This window comes from Paenibacillus sp. FSL E2-0178, from assembly GCF_038593005.1.
GTDB lineage: Bacteria > Bacillota > Bacilli > Paenibacillales > Paenibacillaceae > Paenibacillus_AQ > Paenibacillus_AQ phytohabitans.
Map to the genome: position 1 here is coordinate 1557146 of NZ_CP151953.1, position 20392 is coordinate 1577537.

The 20392-nt window shown below is 49.4% G+C and carries 18 protein-coding genes and 1 pseudogene; 6 read left to right on the forward strand and 13 right to left on the reverse strand.

Features of this window, described 5'->3' with window-relative positions:
* Nucleotides 1–65: 65 nt before the first annotated feature.
* The 5 genes from MHI42_RS07350 to MHI42_RS07370 all read right to left on the reverse strand — a co-directional run bounded on the left by MHI42_RS07350 (nt 66) and on the right by MHI42_RS07370 (nt 6241).
* Entirely contained in the window at nt 66–824 is a 759-nt protein-coding gene (locus MHI42_RS07350) for an ABC transporter ATP-binding protein (RefSeq protein ID WP_342424694.1), read from the reverse strand.
* Between the two features lie 9 nt (nt 825–833).
* On the reverse strand, nt 834–3152 hold the full coding sequence (locus MHI42_RS07355) for an FtsX-like permease family protein (RefSeq protein WP_342423333.1): 2319 nt from the start codon (nt 3150–3152) through the stop codon (nt 834–836).
* Nucleotides 3137–4444 (reverse strand): MFS transporter, encoded by a 1308-nt coding sequence (locus tag MHI42_RS07360; RefSeq protein ID WP_342423334.1) that lies wholly within the window; start codon nt 4442–4444, stop codon nt 3137–3139. The genes MHI42_RS07355 and MHI42_RS07360 overlap by 16 nt, the downstream gene beginning before the upstream one ends.
* A complete protein-coding gene (locus tag MHI42_RS07365) occupies nt 4428–5090 on the reverse strand; it encodes a TetR/AcrR family transcriptional regulator (RefSeq protein WP_042136024.1) in 663 nt (220 codons plus the stop codon). The genes MHI42_RS07360 and MHI42_RS07365 overlap by 17 nt, the downstream gene beginning before the upstream one ends.
* Nucleotides 5091–5269: 179 nt before the next feature.
* The gene (locus MHI42_RS07370; protein ID WP_342423335.1) at nt 5270–6241 is read right to left on the reverse strand and encodes an aldo/keto reductase; all 972 of its coding nucleotides are present in this window, start codon (nt 6239–6241) and stop codon (nt 5270–5272) included.
* A gap of 109 nt (nt 6242–6350) precedes the next feature.
* On the opposite strand from MHI42_RS07370, the gene MHI42_RS07375 reads away from it, so the two are divergent.
* The gene (locus MHI42_RS07375; RefSeq protein WP_342423336.1) at nt 6351–6794 is read left to right on the forward strand and encodes a MarR family transcriptional regulator; all 444 of its coding nucleotides are present in this window, start codon (nt 6351–6353) and stop codon (nt 6792–6794) included.
* Nucleotides 6795–6906: 112 nt separating this feature from the next.
* On the opposite strand, the gene MHI42_RS07380 is transcribed toward MHI42_RS07375, so the two are convergent.
* From MHI42_RS07380 to MHI42_RS07390, 3 genes are all read right to left on the reverse strand, one after another.
* On the reverse strand, nt 6907–7770 hold the full coding sequence (locus MHI42_RS07380) for an aldo/keto reductase (protein ID WP_342423337.1): 864 nt from the start codon (nt 7768–7770) through the stop codon (nt 6907–6909).
* 43 nt (nt 7771–7813) lie between these two features.
* Entirely contained in the window at nt 7814–8158 is a 345-nt protein-coding gene (locus MHI42_RS07385; protein WP_342424695.1) for a metalloregulator ArsR/SmtB family transcription factor, read from the reverse strand.
* Between the two features lie 125 nt (nt 8159–8283).
* Nucleotides 8284–9054: a hypothetical protein gene (locus tag MHI42_RS07390; RefSeq protein WP_342423338.1), complete on the reverse strand. Its 771-nt coding sequence runs from the start codon at nt 9052–9054 to the stop codon at nt 8284–8286.
* Between the two features lie 170 nt (nt 9055–9224).
* Between MHI42_RS07390 and MHI42_RS07395 the strand changes: the two genes are divergently transcribed.
* The gene (locus MHI42_RS07395; RefSeq protein WP_342423339.1) at nt 9225–9809 is read left to right on the forward strand and encodes a lysophospholipid acyltransferase family protein; all 585 of its coding nucleotides are present in this window, start codon (nt 9225–9227) and stop codon (nt 9807–9809) included.
* A 174-nt stretch (nt 9810–9983) separates the two neighbouring features.
* Nucleotides 9984–10721 (forward strand): annotated as a pseudogene (locus MHI42_RS07400) (Rpn family recombination-promoting nuclease/putative transposase); the annotation flags it as partial.
* Nucleotides 10722–10787: 66 nt separating this feature from the next.
* On the opposite strand, the gene MHI42_RS07405 reads toward MHI42_RS07400, so the two are convergent.
* A complete protein-coding gene (locus MHI42_RS07405) occupies nt 10788–11243 on the reverse strand; it encodes a MarR family transcriptional regulator (protein ID WP_342423340.1) in 456 nt (151 codons plus the stop codon).
* Between the two features lie 164 nt (nt 11244–11407).
* On the opposite strand from MHI42_RS07405, the gene MHI42_RS07410 reads away from it, so the two are divergent.
* Together MHI42_RS07410 and MHI42_RS07415 are read left to right on the forward strand one after the other, a co-directional pair.
* Nucleotides 11408–12373, forward strand: a complete 966-nt coding sequence (locus MHI42_RS07410; protein ID WP_342423341.1) for a zinc-binding alcohol dehydrogenase family protein — start codon at nt 11408–11410, stop codon at nt 12371–12373.
* A gap of 179 nt (nt 12374–12552) precedes the next feature.
* On the forward strand, nt 12553–13158 hold the full coding sequence (locus MHI42_RS07415; RefSeq protein ID WP_171718065.1) for a histidine phosphatase family protein: 606 nt from the start codon (nt 12553–12555) through the stop codon (nt 13156–13158).
* Between the two features lie 69 nt (nt 13159–13227).
* Here MHI42_RS07415 and MHI42_RS07420 read toward each other — a convergent pair whose 3' ends face one another.
* The 3 genes from MHI42_RS07420 to MHI42_RS07430 all read right to left on the reverse strand — a co-directional run bounded on the left by MHI42_RS07420 (nt 13228) and on the right by MHI42_RS07430 (nt 17696).
* Entirely contained in the window at nt 13228–15102 is a 1875-nt protein-coding gene (locus MHI42_RS07420) for an LTA synthase family protein (protein WP_342423342.1), read from the reverse strand.
* Between the two features lie 239 nt (nt 15103–15341).
* Entirely contained in the window at nt 15342–16346 is a 1005-nt protein-coding gene (locus tag MHI42_RS07425; protein ID WP_342423343.1) for a phosphotransferase, read from the reverse strand.
* A 303-nt stretch (nt 16347–16649) separates the two neighbouring features.
* On the reverse strand, nt 16650–17696 hold the full coding sequence (locus tag MHI42_RS07430) for an aromatic ring-hydroxylating dioxygenase subunit alpha (protein ID WP_171718063.1): 1047 nt from the start codon (nt 17694–17696) through the stop codon (nt 16650–16652).
* 439 nt (nt 17697–18135) lie between these two features.
* Between MHI42_RS07430 and MHI42_RS07435 the strand changes: the two genes are divergently transcribed.
* Nucleotides 18136–18678: an NADPH-dependent FMN reductase gene (locus MHI42_RS07435; protein ID WP_039308902.1), complete on the forward strand. Its 543-nt coding sequence runs from the start codon at nt 18136–18138 to the stop codon at nt 18676–18678.
* A gap of 555 nt (nt 18679–19233) precedes the next feature.
* Here MHI42_RS07435 and MHI42_RS07440 read toward each other — a convergent pair.
* A complete protein-coding gene (locus tag MHI42_RS07440; RefSeq protein WP_342423344.1) occupies nt 19234–20319 on the reverse strand; it encodes a helix-turn-helix transcriptional regulator in 1086 nt (361 codons plus the stop codon).
* Between the last annotated feature and the right edge of the window lie 73 nt (nt 20320–20392).

The window sequence follows — 20392 nt, forward strand, 5'->3', positions numbered from 1 at the left end:
TCTTCATTGGTGTCTGCAAATAAATATAATACGTCCAACCCTCCCTAATCGTTCATTTGCAATCGTTAAATCCCGATCTCCCGCATCTTAGCCGTAATCATCTCCACCCGGCCCTCTATGTCCTTGCCGCTATCTTTCGGCAGACGCATCTCGCTGACGATTCTGCCGTCACACATGAACATAATCCGCTCCGTCCTCGCAGCAATGGTTGCATCATGAGTGACCAGCATGACCGCAGTACCTTCCGCGTTAATTTCAGACAGCAGGTTCATTATGCCCTGAGCCGCTGCCTGGTTAAGTGCACCGGTCGGCTCGTCAGCAAAAATAATGCCCGGGCTGCTCATCAATGCGCGGCATATCCCCGCACGCTGAAGCTGCCCTCCCGAGGCCTGCGTAATATCCCGCTTCGCCAGCTCCGCGATTCCCACCTTCTGCATAAGCTGTCTTGCTTTCTCTGTAATCCCCGCGGCATTTCTTCTGTTGTCACGCATCGAGGGAAGAATAATATTATCCAGGATGTTCAAGTTCTTCATTAGTGTCGGCTGCTGAAACACAAAGCCCATTCCCGTTCTGCGCAGGTCAGCAAGCTCATTCTCCGCAAGTGTCCCCAGATCCCTGCCGTCAAAAGTAACCCGTCCGCCGTCAATCCGCTCCATTCCGCTCAGCGCAAACATCAGAGTAGACTTGCCTGAGCCCGAAGGTCCCATAACCGACACGAACTCCCCTTCTTTAATTTCGATAGACACTCCGCCCAGAACATTACGCTTGTCATCACCGGTGCCGTAATGTTTGGTTATATTTATACCGGTAATCATCTTCTTCATCTCCATAACCTACTCCTTAATATTCCCGGATATTTGAATTCGCCCTGTTCCTGCTGTACCGGTAATCGTGGCGATCAGCACTGAGCCTGCCATCATCAGCGGGCATAACACATACGCCGAAAGCGGATTGATTACGAACTTGAACGATGAAGCTCCAAACGAGGAAATCAGCACCCCCGCAAGTACCTGCCCGAGCGTGTTTGCCAGCAGTGTGCCGAGAACCATCCCGATAAGCAGCACGAATACCGAACGTGAGAAATACTGTACAGTCAGATCCGAATTTGTAAACCCGAGTGACTTCATGACGGCAATGGAATGCCGGTCCTTGGCCACAAGCATCCGCATAAACAACAGCGTTATCAGTACATTGATGAACAGCATCACGGCAATGGCTACCCGGGAGGCCTTACCGACTGAGCTGATGGTAGCGCCGAAGGTCTGTGTAACATATTCATCAATGCCCGACACCTTCGCATAATTGAAGCGGTCCGCATATTCGGTTACCTTGCTGCCTGTTAGCGATGGATCTGCTAGCTCCGCATAAATAACAGACCACATGACCTCAGCCGATTTCGTAGTGAACACCGCTTTGGCTGTTTTCCCGCCATTGGTCACATCCGAATAAATGCCGCTTACCGTGAGCTCCCGGGCCTCCCCGTCGATCATCAGGCTAAGAGAATCGCCGGGCTTTTTGCCCAGTTCATCCGCATTCACAGCGGAGAGGGCAATTTCATGCTCCGCAGCCGGTCTGTTTCCCTGGGAATAAGCCACCGGGAAGATCGAATGATCGCCAAGCTCAACCTTTAACCGTTCCTCCGATCCATCCTCCAGCTTCACCTTAAGAGCCTGCGTTGTCAGCACTGCATAGCGGGAGATGGCTGCATCCTGCTCCATAGCCTGTGCAATATCTGCAGCCTTCACGGCAATATTGCCGGTCTGCTGAATATCCAGGCGCAGATCACTGTCCCCGATTCCCATGTAGGTGATGAAGCTTTTGGAGGCAATCGTGTTGTAGAGGTTCTGGGGAACAATCATAATAAATGCAGAAATCACGAGTACAGCGAGCATTGTGCCGTATAGACTTTTCCTCGACAGGACATCCTTGACGCCTAGAAAAACATTCGTATTCAGCAGCCGGTTCCCGCTCAGATTGAAACGCTTCGAGCCCGCCGGTTGTTCCTGTGAAGTACCGAAGCGGATGGCTTCTGCGGGGGAAATCTTCCGGAAGCGTGTAAGCACCCTATTCACATAAGCGGTAACCGCAAGGAATACAAGCAGAACACCAATGCCCCCGCAGGCTAAGGCAAGCGCCGAGTTCTCACTCTCCCCCATGTATAACCTGATATTCTCAAGCAGAAGACCTCTGAATAGGAACGAAAGCGCAAATCCGAGAATACTGCCCAGCGCGGCCATACCTGCGTATTTCGCAAGATAGATTTTCTTCAGGTCAGATACACGTAATCCGATGGCTTTCATCACACCGATCTCGCGGTAATCACTTTCTATGGTTGCAAGGAGCGTAAAGCGTATACACATAAATGCAATAATAACCACCAGCACGCTTGCCAGGAGGATGACCGCAATCATGAGTCCGTCGGATATGGCATTAAGCATTTTGAATAGCGGATAGGTTAGGGTCGGTCCGTTGGCTTCAAGACCTGCTGCGGTGTAATCTGATTCGAATGCGCCAAGCGTGGACAAGTCCTTGAGTCTGAATTCAATCAGATATTCGGTGCTTCCTGAATCCTTAATTTCTGCATAATCATGCTCGCTAACGAGGAATCTCTTGGACGAGGCAAGCAGTGAATTCATCTGTGAATCACGCAAAAAACCTGCTACATTGAGAGTCTTGCCGGCCACTGCGAGCGTACTCCCAACCTTTGCTGAGCCGTCCTTCATATAGGTAACCGGAACATAGACCTCACCGTCAGCTGCCGTAATCACGTTCCCGTCCAGGTCCAGCAGATAATCAAATTTCCCGCTTTGCGTGCTGAAGCCGTTATCCTGAACGCTGTCCGCAAGCGATTGGCCGTCAATCACAATCCTCGTACCTTCAACATTGAGGAAATCGAGCACCTGAAATTCGTCAACCTTGCTGTTCTGCTCGGCAAAGGCGGTAAACCGCGGCTTATCCAGTTCACCGGAATGCATCTGCATGAAATGCGGTGTTCCGGCCTGCTTCATGAGCGTATCAATGGCCCCGGACAGATTGACGACCAGGATTGCTGACAGAGAAATCAGCATCGCTGCGGCAGCCACAAATATCATCGTGGTCAGGGTAATCCCTTTGCTTTTGAGAATATCATTGCGGATTATTCGGTAGTACATATGTCACCTCTGTTCTCAAGGCTTCTAATTGATTTCAAATGATAAATGATGAGCGAGGCTAAGCTTAACAGCAGCCCTGCGATAATAATAAGCAGTCCCATGCCCCGTCCGCTGCCTGTGCCGATGACCCTCCCCACACTGCCGGCAAGCACTCCGCCTGTCACCAGCAATGGAGTGAACACATAATCAGCCAACACACCAGATAGCGTATAAGCGGCGACAAACCCCAGTTGTGACACCAGTCCAATCAGTGACCAGGCTCTTCCCTGAACGGAATTATCGATGTTGGTGCGGACCAGATAATCCAAGGCTGTGTTCGTGAATGGCAGCATGGCAAAAAAGAGAAATCCTGAAATGCCAAGCAGCACAATATTCTCACGGAGTCCGAAAGCCGCCATACTAATTCCCGAGCAAAAGAGTGACACTGACAGGATTTTGACAAAACCCTTCTTCATCGGCAGCATTCCTATGATCACACTCGACACAAGCATCCCCGAAGCAATAATAGTCTCAAGCGTCCCTAATACCGCACTGTCCGAAAAAGTCAGGATCATCGGCATGGACAGGGTCTCAATGAAACCAATAAAAAATGTCATTACAGAGGTCATAACCACAAGCACGAGCACGCCCCGGTTACCGGAAACAGCTCTCCAGCCGTCTTTGAATTCACGGATAAAGGGTTGTGCCTGCCCGGAGCTCTTCGGGGAAAGACCGCTGCGTACAGCAAGTGTTACAGCAACAGTTACGAAAAATGTGCAGATGTCGATAATCAGCAGCAGCTTCACATCTGAAACAACGAGCAGAAATCCGGCGATGACAGGCGAAATCAGATATTTGGCCGAACCGGCCACCTGAACAAAACCGCTAGCCTTCGTGTATTGCTCCTCGCTGAGCAGATCCGTAACCGTAGCCTTGTAAGCCGGATCAAGCAGCGAGGAGAACACCGAGCTAATAGTCACTCCCATACAAATCTGCCACAGCTGCGCTTTTCCGTTCAGTAAACAGATTAGAATGAAAATAAGTCCTGTTGCGGAAAGACTGTCGCCCAGCACCATCAGCAGCCTGCGGTCATAGCGGTCCGCCAGCACCCCCGCTAGCGGACTCAACAACAGCGAAGGCATAAACGCCAGCAAAGTTACCAGTGCCATCGCGGATGCCTGACCGGTCTGCTGAAAAATATAAATGCCCAGTCCGAACGAGGTAAGCCCGCTTCCTATTGCTGAAATCAGCTGCCCTGACCAGAGCAGCAGAAATTTACTGAAGCCTTTGCCGGATCTATTCGCCGTCTTCATCTCTGGCTTCCTCTCCGTTACCGAACATCTGCATTACGCTCATCAGACTTCCGCTTTCGGCCCCGAGCAGCCTTTCTACATTCGAAATAAAAGCCAGCACCCGTGACATGCGTACCTCATCCGTCATTTCAACCATGTCATCATCAAAGATCGTATTCGCATAGATCACAACCATTTCCATGCATTCATAGGGGTACTGTGTATTGAATATTCCCTGCTCAATGCCTTCACAGATAATCGGCGTCAGGATCGGCGGAACACCGCTGATAATCGCTTTTTGAATCTTCTGATGCATAAGCGCGTTCTGCGGCTTGTGAATATGCTCCATGATTTCCGTGCTGCTTCCGTTTCCGCCGCTAATGTTCAGTGCCATAACCACGCGGAGAATCCGGTCAATGACAGGTATGCTCTTGTCAGCGGCAATGTGCTGCGCAGCCCCCAGAATATTGGCATTCGTCCGTTCAATCAGCGCATCCATAATATCCTCCTTGGACTTGAAGTGATAATATAGCGTCCCCCGTGCAATCCCGACCTTGCCCAGAATATCGCCCGTGCTGGTTCCGTCAAAGCCCTTCTGGCCGAAAAGCTCTTCCGCTGCGTCAAGAATTTCATTTCTGCGTATTTCGGCTTCTTTTACAATTCTCATGGTTTAGTTCTCCTTAAGTTGTACCGACCGACTGTCTGTCGGTAATTGATTATAGAATAACATGCTTTTGCAGAGCTGTCGCGTTAAAAATGTTACAAACAGGAAAAAAGGGCGCAGCTCCGGCGCCCTTCTTCTTTTTTATATAGGAGAATCACATTCTTATTACAACTTCAGGCTATTCAGATCACTGGATGAGGGATATAAAGTTCTTCCAGGCTTGTGATTTCTTCAGGTGTCAATTGAACAGACAATGCCGAAACCGAATCTTCAAGCTGGCTGATGCGGGTCGAACCGATGACCGGAGCTGTAACCTCCTCCTTGTGCAGCAGCCAGGCAAGGGCAATCTGTGCCCGGGGAAGTCCACGGTTCGCCGCAACCTCGGCAACTCTCTGGGCAACCTTGCGGTCCGCTTCCTCCGTTCTGGTGAACATCGCCTTGGCTACCTGGTCATTCTCTGATCGTTCCGTGAGCTGATCCCAATCCCGGGTTAACCGGCCCGCAGCCAGAGGCAGATAAGGTGTGATCCCTACCCCCTGATCCTTACAAAGCGGGAGCATCTCCCTTTCTTCTTCCCGGTAGAGCAGGTTAAGTCTGTTCTCCATAGCCATAAACCTTGTCCAGCCGTTTCGCTCTGCGGTGGACTGCGCCTTCGCAAACTGCCATGCCAGCATAGAGGATGCTCCAAGGTACCTAACCTTGCCAGCCTTCACTAAGTCATGAAGAGCCTCCATCGTCTCCTCAATCGGCGTATTCGGATCATAGCGGTGAATCTGATACAGGTCAATGTAGTCTGTTCCAAGCCGTCGTAGACTGTTATCAATTTCGGTCATTATGGTTTTACGGGAAAGCCCCATAGCATTCGGACCCTTACGCATTGGGACGAAGACCTTCGTGGCAATCACCGCTTCGTCCCGGCGGGTAAAGTCCCTTATTGCCCTTCCGAGAATTTCTTCACTTGTGCCGTCGGAATACATATTAGCAGTACTGAAAAAGTTAATGCCTAATTCGATTGCTCTTTTAATAATCGGTCTGCTGTTCTCTTCATTCAACGACCACGGGGTATTGCCGCGCTCAGGTACCCCGAAGCTCATGGTTCCAAGACTTAACTTCGATACATCCAAGCCGCTTCGTCCAAGCTTCACATATTCCATTGAATAGTCACACTCCTAGTATGTTTATGAATCTAAAGGTTGACATGTCAACCAATAAACACACAATAGCATCTTGTGGTTGATACGTCAACCATGCTATGATCCTTCTATGAACAATATGAGCGAATTAAACGAAGATGAAATGCAATTATGGAATATGTGGAAAGGCTCCTTCAAACGTATCTTCGGCAGGGTTGTGAAAGAGATGTCTGAGCATACCGGGCTATCCGAGGGCGATTTCGGAGTATTAGACCGGTTAGTACAATTCGGAGAGGGGAAGCTTCGTCAACAGGAGCTGGCTGACTCTATGGACTGGGATAAAAGCCGGTTATCCCATCATCTGACGCGGATGGAGAAACGGGGGCTCGTGCTAAGAAAACCGCTGGACACAGACCGGGGTGTACAAATTATCATCACCTCCGCCGGCAGCTCCGCCTTGGAGGCAGCCCTTCCCATAGTCTCGAAGGCAATACGCAAGCATTTTCTGGACCAGTTAACCGATGAGGATATTAAGTCAATTACTACACTGGCGGAGAGAACGAAAACACCCTGACTACTTAAGATACGGCTGCCGCAATACATTATTACGGGTAATTCACGGGTAATTCCAGGCCCACCCCCTCGAGGGCTGGCCTCTTCTCTATGCGCATTGTCTATATGCGGAGTCACCTTGGAATGAATAGCTTCATGAATGTCACGTACACCGGATTAATCATAAGACCTGCCGGGTTTACGGAATATCTCTTCCCCGTGTCCAACCTCCGGATTCGGTCCATTTCCTCCCCGTTCAGTGCAAAGTCATAAATTTCGCTATTCTCTTGGATCCTCTGCGGATTGGACGACTTAGGGATAACAATACTCCCCCGCTCCAGATGCCAGCGCAAAATGACCTGCGCAACCGACTTGCGGTGAGCATGAGCGATTGCTGCCAGCTCCGGATGCTCCAGCAGCACCTTGCTTCCCTGCCCTAGCGGCCCCCACGCCTCGTGAAGAATCCGGTTCTGAACCATATAGTCATACAATTCATTCTGCTGAAATTCCGGATGGGTTTCGATCTGATTCACCATCGGCAGGATCCGGGCGTTCTTCTTGAGCTGCTCCAGATGCCGGATACCGAAATTGGCAACACCAATGACTTTGATCCTGCCTTCATCGTACAGCTCCTCCATCGCCTTCCAGGCCTCAACATAATGAGGGCCCGCGAAATGTATCAGATACATATCGAGATACGATACGTTCAGCTTCCGGCAAGTCTGCTCGAACGCCTTTCTCGTCGCATGATACCCAAGATCCGTCGTCCAGGCTTTGGAGGTAATGAAGAACTCCTCACGGTCAATGCCACTGTGCAGGATGACCCGGCCCAGTGCCGCTTCATTACCGTATATTTTCGCTGTATCGAAATGGCGGTACCCGCTCCGGATAGCATTCTCTACCGTCCGCTCAAAGGCCTCCCCGTTCTTGATCTTATACAAGCCAAACCCCAGTTGGGGAATGTTAACACCGTTCACCGCTTGAACTGTCTGATTCATTGACGGCCCCCTCCCTTCCTCTTCCGGATTACGGCTCCGATGATTACCTGTCACATTGCGCAAGGGCCTTCTCCAATTCGCTTACTAAGCTTTTCAACAACATCAGCTTACTTCCGGTGTCCAGACGATAATAGTTACGTGTTCCTTCTTTGCGGACGCTTATAATCTGTGCCTCTTTCAATATTTTCAGATGATGCGAAACAGCCGGACGGGATAAGTGGGTTTCCACCCTTATCTCACCTACACGCATACCGGGATTCTGCGGCCCTTGAAGCAAGGCCAACAGGATGGCCTGCCGGGTCTCATCTCCGACCGCGTTCAGCACCTTAAGCGAGTTCCTAAATTCGATGGCAAGAGCAGCTACAAGTTCCTGGTCTACGGAAATCATCCCTTTTCGTTTAATCGTTTGTTTCTTTGGACGGAAATAAGATACCACAAATTCCACCCCGGCTGCATTTCGGGAAAGAAATTCAAGAACCTTTCTTTCCCATAACAGGAAGCAAGGCCGTTACTTTACATTAGCTTGGCCAACCGCCTGATCTCATCGCTTAACCTTGGATTGACCGGATACACCTCTTCCAAGAAATCCAGAATGCATAGTGCCGATTCGGGCACATGATCGTATCCCTGAATCATCCCGCCGATAATCTCTGCAAAACGGGGGTATCTCTTCTCCAGCCGTCTTTCATTTCCAAACGGGTCGGGATAATAATCAACCTCGTCCTCCAGCAGATGGAGTACAGACAGAATCCTGTCTATAGCATATCCCTGAATAAACCGCGTAGCGGATAGACGCTCACCTCTTGCATAACGTCCGAGGCCTACGTATAGATTGGTTAAGGCTTCGTTCAAAGGAAAGTCCAGGGAATCCTCCTTCGGAGAAGGGAGGGGTCTTAAAGGTCTGGCGATCGCCGTATTGGCATACAGCGGATTCTTCCATATCACCCGGCCCTCCGTGTAAGAGGCGTCCGCCAGCTCCGATTCCTCGAATACAGCATATTCCGCGAAAATCCCATCCTCGAACAACACCTTATATCCAAGGTCCGAATTCTTGAAAGCATAGGCAAGGGGTTGTATGTCTTCTAGCCAATCCAACTGGTCGATATATCTCCGGGTCACTCCCGGCTTCACAATAACGAAGAAATCCAAATCTGAATACTCATCCATCCGTGCCGTCTCGACCCCAACGGAACCAACGCCTAATAATAATAGAGCATCACCTGTGCGCTCCAGTGACTTACCGATTTCGTCCAGCCGCTGCAGCAGCAATTCTGTTCTCTGCATATGAATCCTCCTCTGGTCCGGCAATGCAAAAAGGGTCCAACCCCACTTCTCAGCGAGGTTGAACCCTTAGGTTACATTGCCTTTATTAATCTACTGTAAAGTTATCATGTTTGAATTATTGCTGTCAAATGGTATCCTAGATTACAGGTGAATATTGGGGGGATACGTACATGATTACCGCTACAGCGGCAAGAATCATAAATTTCTTGCCGGATAAATGGGTCACATCCATATCGAAAAATATTATAAATAATTACCTCAACAAATATGCAAATATACATATAACCGGCAGTGAAAACTTAAAAGAGATACAAACACCGACTATTTTTGTATGTAATCATCTAAGCAATTCGGATGGATTAGTGCTGGACAAAGCTCTAAAAGCGATTAATCCTACTTTTGTAGCCGGGGAAAAGCTGTCAAATAATGCAGTGACCAGCATCGGTGTCAATGTAATAAAGACTACAACTATTAAGCCCAATACTGCTGACAAAGAGGGTCTCGAAAGGATAATCAAGCTTGTTAAACAAGGGGAAAGCTTACTGATCTTCCCGGAAGGAACCCGAAGCAGAACCAGCAGTTTGATTGAAGCGAAGAAAGGTATCCTTCTTATAGCAAGATTAACCGGAGCTCCCATTGTACCTGTCGGTTTATATGGGACAGAGAAGCTTTTACCTATTCATCAAGATGGCGATATGAAGGCGGAAACGTTCAATAAGGCAGATGTGCATATCCAGATCGGACAACAATTTTAATTGCTCCAGCGGGCGAAGGAGCAGGATAAAAAAGAATATGAAGAGTCCACCCTCACATACATAATGAAAAAAATAGCAGAATTATTACCCGAAGGCTATCGGGGAGTCTATAAATAATCTGAGCTATCCTTTGAGGGTTTGCTTGGATGCGGCTTTTTTCTCCTGGGTATACTGCTTGAGGCTGACAGACCCCCATTGACAGAAATCATCTTGCTGAATCCTTATACCGAAAAAGATGCTCCTCGCGATAAACAATCGATACTGGACATTAGAGGAAAAACAGCAGATGGCGAGCTTATCAATGTTGAAATGCAACTGTTTAATAAATACGACACCGAAAAACGAACAATGTTCTATTGGAGTAAGCTCTATAGTGGACAGCTTCAAGAAGGTCAGTCTTATAGAATGTTAAAGAAATGTGTAACTATCAACATCCTGAACTACTCTTTTTTACCCAATGATCAATATCATAACGTATTCCATTTACGTGAAGCTAGAAGCGGTATACCACTTATAGACGACATGGAACTGCATTTTCTCGAACTGTCCAAGCTTGGCGATCATGCGGTCCCCGTTGAAAGTGGTGGATTGGTCAACTGGTTACTTTTTCTGAAAGGTGTAGATAAATCCAATTGGGAGGTACTGACGATGAACGAACCTGTGCTGAAAAAAGCAATGGACACATTGGAGTTTCTTAGTCAGGATGCCGAAGCTCGCCGTTTATATGAAGACAGACAAAAATTTCTTCATGATGAAGCTTCCATGATTGAAGGAGCACTAGCTGAAGGTGAAAAAAGGAAAGCTGTCCAGATAGCCCTGGAGCTTCTCAGGCTTGGAGTAGATACAACTATCATAACCAAAGCATCCGGGCTGTCCGAGGCTGAAATTGTCTCTCTAAGAAAACATAATTAAAATCAGGACTCTCATTCCTTTACCAGCCTCTACCTATATTTGGGTAGGGCTTTTTAATATTTAGATTCAGCGACTCGCCCCAGGCGCAGTAATCAGAATCTTACTGGCAAGAGCAATAGTCTGTGCACGTTCCGCTTCAGTAAGACCTGCGGTTACCTCCGTAATCTGACGCTCAATCTGCTCTCCGACTTCATGAATGATCTGCCACCCTGCCGCAGTTGCCCTCACGTTGAATCCCCTCCGGTCACTCTGCGAAACGGTACGCTCAACCAGTCCGCGGCGCTGGGCCCGGTCTACGAGTCCGGTAATACTGGATTTATCGAGTCCCAGATGCTTAGCCAGCTGCAGCATACCCGGTTCCCGGTCCCGCAGGATACCCAGCAGACGGATCTGAATGATCGAGAGATCATGCTCCGCCCCTATTCTGGCGAGAATGTTCTGGATCAGGAAGGATAGCTGCACCAGACTGTCCACAATCGACAGATCATCCAGTTTATCAAAAGAATCATCATAACTTCTCATATTCGCCCCTCCGGAATTCATCATTTATCTAACCTGCTGTCCACATTGTATCATAATCGCCGTTGACTTTGTACGTGAAACAAACTATATTGTTTGTATTACAAACTTATTAGTTTGTTTCACAAACAAAAAAACTGCCCATGGGGCAAATGGAGGCCAATATTATGTATGCTGCTGTTGTACGATCCTTCGATTCAGGTCCGAAATATGAAATTCACGATACTCCGGTACCCTCGGGAGAACATGAAGCTCTGGTTGATGTGCTTGCAGCCGGGTTGCATCTCCGGGTACGGGCACAAGCCAATGGTTCTCACTACACCAGTACGGATGAATTGCCCCTGATCCCTGGTGTTGACGGGGTAGGCAGGCTGCCGGACGGTCAGTTGGTCTATTTCGTTACAACAGACACTGCTCTAGGATCTTTTGCCGACAAAACAGTAATTGACCTGCGGCGCAGTGTGCCAATTCCGGCTCATGCCGATCCTGTACTCATCGCTGCCGCTATGAATCCGGCCATGTCAGCCTGGGTGACCCTGCGCCGCCGGGTTCAGGCGCAGCCGGGCTTCAAGGTTCTCATTCTGGGGGCAACCGGCAATTCCGGACAGATGGCGGTCCAGATCACCAAGCTTATGGGGGCCAGTCAGATTATCGCTGCCGGGCGGGACCCCGAGCGTCTCCGTTCGCTTACGCCGCTCGGCGCGGATGTAACGGTCTCGCTTGCGGGTGATCCGCAAGCAGCTGCCCGGCGCCTAGGCGAGGCTGCTTCAGAAGTGGATATCGTTCTCGACTATCTGTGGGGCGAGCCTGCCGGGCTGGCTATGATTCCGCTGCTTACCCGCCGGGCTGACCGCAGCCGGCTGCTGACCTGGATCCAGATTGGTTCCGTTGCCGGAGCAGATGCCGCTATCCCTTCTGCCGCACTCCGCTCGGCCAACTTCCAGATCATCGGCAGCGGTCAAGGGTCCGTGACTCCAGCCGGATACTTGGCCGAATTCCCGGCGCTAATCGATGCGATTGCTGGAGGCAAGCTTACTGCGAACCCAATTGCTTTTCCGCTGTCCAAGATTGAAGAAGTGTGGAATACTCCGGCAGGCAGCCAGCAGCGGGCAGTGTTCGTACCGGAGAATTAATTAATTCCTTGACCCGCCCCGCCTAAGCAGCAGGCCCGTGTCCGAATTTTCGTCAAGCTTTGTTATCCCGGTTGTAACTTCTCCTCTTGATAAATCTGGAAAGTGAGTGATAAACTTAGCAGGGCATCCCGCATAAGGAAGCATGCTTACTCTCTACAGAACAGGAGGCCGAAGGAAAATTGGCGATTTATTTGGTAAGACACGGCAAAGATGATGAAGGATTCCGTGGAGGATGGAGCCAGCGGGGACTTATCACGCAAGGTTACCGACAATCCGAGAAGCTCGGCCGCTATCTTCAAGATAACCAGTCTTCATTTAACATAAAGCGTATTGTCAGCAGCGATCTGCAGCGGGCTCTGGATACGGCTGGTGAGCTGGCAAGAGAGCTCGGATTGCCGCTCGAGCGCAGTATGGACTGGAGGGAAATGAATAATGGCGTGATCGCCGGCATGCCGAACGAAATCGTAAATGAACGGTTTCCGGGTTTGTATTTCTCCGGTTTACGGATGGACGAGCGCTATCCCGGCGGCGAAAGCCCGCTGGAGTTCTTCACACGTATCCGGGATACATTCGCTCTTCTCTGCGAAGAACAGGCAACCCGCCATCCGGAAGGTAACCTCATGATTGTTACTCACGGCGGAGTCATTAATATCATCTATCATATTATAAAAGAATTAGACTGGAACAACCGCGGCAGTAAATTCCCGGCTTCCTATACCGGCTTGCACACCATCGAGAATCAGGCCGGCAAATGGATCGTTTCGCTGGAGAATTATACTGTGTAGCTTACAAAAAAGGCAGACCCGCCAGCCATTACGGCTTTTGGGTCTGCCTTTTTTTTGTAAAACTTAAATCTATTCTTCTGACTGAACATCCGGACGGTCCGGCAGCTGTTCAAGGTAACTATTAGACATATTCAGCAGCCGCTGCACGTTATTGAACTGCACCTCAGTCGATCCGCCAGCAAGCACCGAATTATCCTTCTGGCTGAAGTTGGTTCCGTCCGCGTAGGCTTCTCCGGTTACATAAATACTTGAATTATTAATAAAAGAGCCCGTCGGCAGGAAATGCCGGACCGGTAACAGATTGGTCTCCTGATTCAGCAGATCCTCCCCGAAGTGAAGCTGATTCTGCACGGAGACGCCCAGCAGATTGGCTACAGTCGGCAGAATATCAATCTGTCCTCCGGTATGCTCAATTACAGCGGGCAGCGTTCCGGACGGAGAGTGCACAATGAACGGGATATTGAACATATCCGTATAACCGTACTCATACCCGATCAGCTCTTTCAGCCAATCCTTCTCGTTATCGCCAAGCGCATAGAGCGGTACGCCCTGGTGATCCCCGTAAAATACAATCAGGCTGTCGTCCCACACTCCGCTGGCCTTAAGTTCATCCAGGAACTGCCCCATCGCGTAATCTGCATAATTCTGGGACTGGATATAGTCGCCAAGCAAGGTCCCCTGATACTGCTCAGGCAGAGTCATCTTAAGCTTATCCTCCGGCAGACGGAAAGGATGATGAGCACTCATGGAGATAACCATGGCATAGAACGGCTCTTCCTTCGCGTCCAGAGCGGCCAGCTCGGGAACGGTTTTGGCGAACAGTACTTCGTCTGAAGAACCAAAAGCAATATGGTCATCGTCGCCATAGAAGCTCTGATCATAATACTTGTCGAATCCGATGGCTGCGTAGAGCTCTTTGCGGTTCCAGAAATCCACGCTGTTGGTATGGAAGGTATACGTATGATAGCCGTTTGATTTCAGCAGACCCGGCAGGCTCGGCAGTGCTTTGTTCATATAATTGGAAGAAGTCGCCGGTTCATTCTTGGGCACATAAAAAGAAGTATTCACCACGAACTCCGCGTCCGAGGTTGTACCTTGACCCGCATCCGTATAAAAGTTATTAAAATAGGTATTGTCTTTCACCAGCTTGTTAATGTTCGGCGTAACTTCCTGTCCGTCAATGGTCAGCCCGATCAGGAAGTTCTGGAAGGATTCCATCTGGACCACGATCAGATTCTTGCCTTGGTCGGCAGCGAAATACTGCGGGGACTCTGGCACGGTAATGCCTTTCAATTCATTCACAGCTGTCTGCGTAATCTCTTTGCTGTCGATGATTTCTTCCTTCTCCGTAGTATCGGCGAACAGGGTATATACCTCATAGTTGAGGATGCCCATACTCTCGGCTTTCTTGATCTCATTCATGCTCGCATGGTTCGGCCAGATATTGAAGATACACAGTCCGATGGAGACAGCAGTGATCACCGTCAGCACAGGCCGGCTCATCCGCACGGTACCTCTTTCTTTCCAGCGCGAAATATATTTCGGCCGGAACATCAGGAACAGGAAGAACACGACGTCCACGAAGATAAACAGATAATAAGGAGTGATAAGGGAATAGGTGCTCTCCCCTACCTTCGTAACTTTGTCGGCCTGCTGCAGCGCATGATATGTCGCAATGACGCCATAATACTTGTAGTACATCAGCACAGCGAAATAAATGACCGTTATAAACAGATTGGCCACCATATAATAGAGAATCTTCCGCTTGCGTGCCAGCCACTCGATGAGACTGAATACAATGAGGAAAAATGGAATTTCCGTAAACATGGTGCCCCAGTTAGGCCCGTCATTAAAAACAACATACCACGCCACCCCACTCTTGAGCAGCAAGAGAAAAGTGAACAGCAATATAGGCTTGTTGCGGATATCAAATGATTTTTTCATAAGTGGTCTCTATCTCCTTGTATTTCAGAAAGAATTACATCACGTTTCAATAATATGCATAACAAGAGGTCTTTGCTCCAGCTGTTGCCATAGAAGGACTAACGATGGGTCACTTCCTCACATTTGTTGTAGGCATAAATTGTACTACTGAATTAAAGCACAAATTACGTAGGTTATCAACCTATTTTAATTAGGCGGGTAAAAACGGCAATGCCGTCCTCCAAGGGACGGCATCTGTTTCATCCTTCATACTCGAACGGATCATCGCACGAGTAAATCTCATCGAAAAATCCGTTATACAAAATATCGTCTTCCAGGCATTTAATGAGAAAAGACAGCCGCCCGTCACATTCCGGTTCCCCGCCGTTATTCCGTATGACCTCGAAGGCATCCACAACACTTTCCATCAGGGTGACTTGGATGAATAAAGGCAACTGATCCAGCACCGCTGGTTCAATCCGGGTCTCTGACCTGTACCCTGCGAGAACGGTTGCAAAGTAATCAGCCATGAATTCCTTGCGTTTCCCGGGATCGGGTTCAAATTGTATCCAGCCCACTCCATGTGTCCAGAGAGCTGCCAGCTCAAACATATACCAGCCGAAACAGCAATTGTCGAAATCGTATACGGTAATTTGTCCGGTATCATAATCTATTGAATAATTCCCGTCATTGTAATCGAAATGAAGCATTCCGAAAGTCTCCCCGTTCGCTTCCACTTCTCGCAGGGTGTTAAGCAGCTCAATCAGCTTCCCCTTAAGCAAGGTCAGGGATTCAGGAATCAGCTCATCCAGATATGCGGGATTGTATTTGTCAAAAAAGCTATACCGGCGATGGACCGGTGTGTACTCTTTGGATAACTGATGCAGTTTCCCCAGCACTTTACCGCAGTTATAATAATATTCGGTAATGGGCACACCTTCCCTGTACCGGTAATGTTGCTCCACCAGCATTTTCCCTGCGGCCTTAGTGAACAGGCTGACAAAATACCTGTGATTATCATGAGTAATCTCTTCCAGCAGATTCCCGTTCCGGGAGCTGATCACATTCGCGACGCTGCCTCCATGCTCATACAGGTAGCGGACATACTCCAGTTCACCCAGGAAATCGTCGCGGCTCCGGTCAGGCAGGAAAGCGAACCTGAGTATTTTGGGGCTGGCGCCTGCTTTTTCACAGGTGTATACAATATTACGCCCTCCCTCATGCGCCTCAATCTGCCCGAACTCGTAGCCGTATAACCCGTACAATTCTGATACCAGGGGAAGTAAGTGTGCAGTACTTTTTTGGGCAACCTCAATATAGTTTATAATATCTCCTCCAAATCTAATTTGCGCGGCGATTTCCTGTATGGAATCCCAACCACCATATTTTACCTATAGCAACCACTCAAGCTCCAGGGATAGTTTTTATATATTCAAACTTTACTGCCATTTATTTCATTCTAGACACAAACAAAAGCAGCCCCAGTCATTCGCTGACCGTAGGGCTGCTTTTTTATTTTGCGAAAGTATACACTTATAAACTATCGTATGAAGGAGCTACGCCGGGGGTTAAGACGTATAGTTCTTGCCCAGGCCCAGGCTGGTCAGCAGCTGTCTGTAAGCAATCGATGTCCGGTCTGCCGGAATATGGGCTTCTGCCTGCAGATCGAGCGGCAGATCCTCCGGAGTCTGCGACTCCACCATCTCCGCGTCCTCCTGGAACACCTGCAGATTGAACTTGATCGTATCCTCTACAGGGGCGCTCTTGTCAAAGTTACGGGAGATCGGGCAGAACAGCCGGGTATAGCGGGCGGATACCGGGGATGCACAGTTCAGAATCTTCAGCCTGCCCTCATCCGGGAAATAGACAGTCAGCGAAGCGGCGAACGGGGCAAAGACGCGGAACTCGCGCAGCCACATGAACCCTTCCGGTGCAGGGTTCTCCTGACCTTTGCCGTAGTTGCTGACCGTGCTCCAATACTCCGCTACCAGCTCCGTATCCCCTTCACGCCATACCTTATACTGGGGGACCTCTGTATTGTTGCGGTCACCGAAGGTTGCCGTATGCACGTAAGCGAAATGCGATACATCCAGGAAGCCTTCCATCTGCCGCCCGGAGGAACCGGCAATATCAAAGCTCGGAATTAGAATATTAATGTAATCGGGATCATCCCAGGCTGGAAAAGATGGAATTTGCTCCGGCGCGCCACCCAGGCAGGTCCAGATCAGGCCATAACGCTCCACGGCGGGATAGACAATCAATTTCAATTTGGGTGAGATCTTGCTGCTTGGATGCGCCGGCACCGCCGTACACTTTCCTTCACAGTTATACCGGAAGCCGTGATACGGGCAGACAATCTCACCGTTCTCAACCCAGCCCTTGCTTAAGGGCGCTCCACGGTGGAAGCAGAGGTCCCGGGCAATGACCACCTTGCCCTCGCTGCGGTACAATACCAGCTTCATATCCAGCAGCTTCACCGGAACAGGTTTATCCTGAACCTCATCTGCCCTCGCCACCGGATACCAGTACTGGGCCAGTATACGCCAGTCTTCTGGCGAGAAGGTGCAATCACGCGGGAGCTCCAGTTGTTCCTGCCGTTTCTTTTCCTCTATCATGACCGCTCCACCTCTCAATTCGCTATGAATGCATAAGATGATTTAATTATATGTTAGAATAACTAACTTGTTGTGTATATTTTAAACTGATTTCGCTACTAAAATCAATTACAAATCCATTCCTTTTGTAATTTCGCCTAAAATGCACCTGTCAATGTTATGCATCATGACATAAAGAGAGCAAAACCTTAATAGATGTATATTCAGGCCATCTTCCGCAAAAGTTAACGGGTGCGCTACCTTAAGCTGCAATACATACAGCATTGTGAATGGTACCGCTTTGAACACTGATGACCGGGTGCTTTCAAGTATATCTGTCTAGTAAGATTCGCCTAATAATAGTTTCTAAAAATAACTTGCTTTATTTAAGTTATAAGCTATAATAAAAACATAAGAGCTACTTCAAAAAACTTACAACCAAATTCGAGGAGGAATTACAATGACAACATTAAACATCGGAATTATTCTGGGAAGTACCCGCCAAGGCCGCGTTAGCCCACAGGTAGGCGAATGGGTGAAAGGTATTGCTGACGCACGCGGAGATGCCAATTACGAAATCGTGGATATTGCCGACTTCAAACTGCCGCTTCTCGGTGAAACCGACAGCTATGCGGAAGCCCAAGCGTGGGCAGCCAAGCTGGCAACACTGGACGGCTTCGTGTTTATCGTACAGGAATATAACCACAGTCTTACCGGAGCACTCAAGAATGCCCTGGACTCCGCCCGTGAAGAATGGAACAACAAGGCAGCCGGTATCGTAAGCTATGGTTCAGCCGGAGGCGTCCGCGCTGCTGAGCATTTACGCGGAATTCTCGGCGAGCTGTCCGTAGCGGATGTTCGCGTACACCCTCTGCTCTCCTTGTTCACTGACTTCGAGAACGGCTCCGTCTTCAAACCGGCCGATCTGCATATCGCCAACGTTAACGCCATGCTCGATCAGGTTCTGGCCTGGAGCGGCGCCTTGAAGACTTTGCGTCAGTAAATAAAGGGTAGTGGCAACGCATCATTATTATTAATAAAGGAATAAAGGGGTCTCAACCGCCAGAAATGGCTATTGAGACCCCTTTTTACATTGAGATGGATGGATGGATGGATAGATAGATAAGATAGCGGAACTATGTGAGAATGCTGCGCGAACAGACCGTTGGTCCAAGCACTGTGGGAATGGCGCCGGCAGAATGGAGACTACTTGGTAAGCTTGTAGACAAGTTTTGTAAACATTAATGCTTTGTAGATATAAAAAGCTTTGTAGACATAAATGTTGCACTTTTTGCAACTTGTATTGGTATAAATCCGGGTGTTCAGGCCGATTGTTGTATGAAATACAACAATTGTCCCGCTAAACCGCATACTGGGGGAGAATTGCTGCATTTTGTACAACATTATTGGATTTGAGCCGAAATCATGAGGAAAATGTTGTATTTTATACAACAATTTTGTATCCGGGCCGAAATTATAGGTTCAGCCGATACCTCCATCCTTACGCACAAGTCTAATCCTATCTTTAAGATGATTCATCAGGGCCCCCCGCTCCTACTTATCGTGACAGCAGCCTGCTGATCAGCTCCCGGCGGCTGGACACGCCTGCTTTGGCAAAGATTGACTTCAGGTGATCCTGAACGGTATAAGCAGAGATATGGAGCGACTCCGCCAGTTCCTTGGTGGATAACCCCAGCAGCAGCATTTCTGCAAGCTGTTTCTCGCGTGCGGTTAAGGTAAAGGCATCGGCCAGCAGGCGGAATACATCGGAGGATCTGGCATTTACAAAAGAAACGGCCAGCATGCCTTCCGGACCGTCCAGCCTGCTGGCTGTAACGGTCAGATAAGTCCCATCCCCGGTTTGAAGGCATATTTTAGCGCTTGAAGGGACAGCACCGGAAGCTCTCTCCTCCGCTACAACCCGTAAGCACACGGCCCGGACCGGACCCGGCAATACTCCCAGGTCCAGACGTTCGAACTGCCGCATCTGCTCCAGCCAATAATTCGCCGCTGCATTCGCACTCAGCGGAACCAGCTGCTCATTCAGCATCATAATTCCGTTATCTTCCCGTGCCCCGCTGTCCGAATCCTTGCCGGGCTGCGATGTGGCGTAACTGCGCAGTCCGGCAGCAATCAGCGGAGCAACGGAAGCGATCCGGGCACATTCCTGCGCTTGAAACGGAAGGCTATCCAGCGGACGGAATAGAGTCAGGAAACCCCAGCAGACCCCGCCTGCCATGAGCGCTGCGCGCAGCTCATCTCCGAACCCGGCGGGTTGCAGTACTTTGCGGTAACGCTCACTCTTCTCAAGGCTTCCGCCGGTAACTCCGCTTAAGCACGCTACCGGAAGCTCCGCCTTGGCCAAGTGCTCATACTTCATATAATCCTCATGCAGATATTCATATTCGAACAATACAGAGTGCACTGCTGCAAGTCCCTGCTCCGTTACCGCTCCGGTGGTTAGAAGCGTATGCGGATCTACTGTCGTGCAGCAGGCCGCGGCAAACGGAATAACGGAACGGAGTTTAGCAATAACCGCTTCCCTGTATTGCTGTGAATTCATAGCTCCCCCGCCCCGGGCCGGGTCCAGCTGCAGAATGCTTTTCATCGCCTCGTTCATCTTGGTGTCCTCTCTAAATCCCACATATGTGGGATGGTCTCCCGTCCTTGAAATCCGGATAATGAAACATAATTCTTATTATATCGCAGGTAAGCTT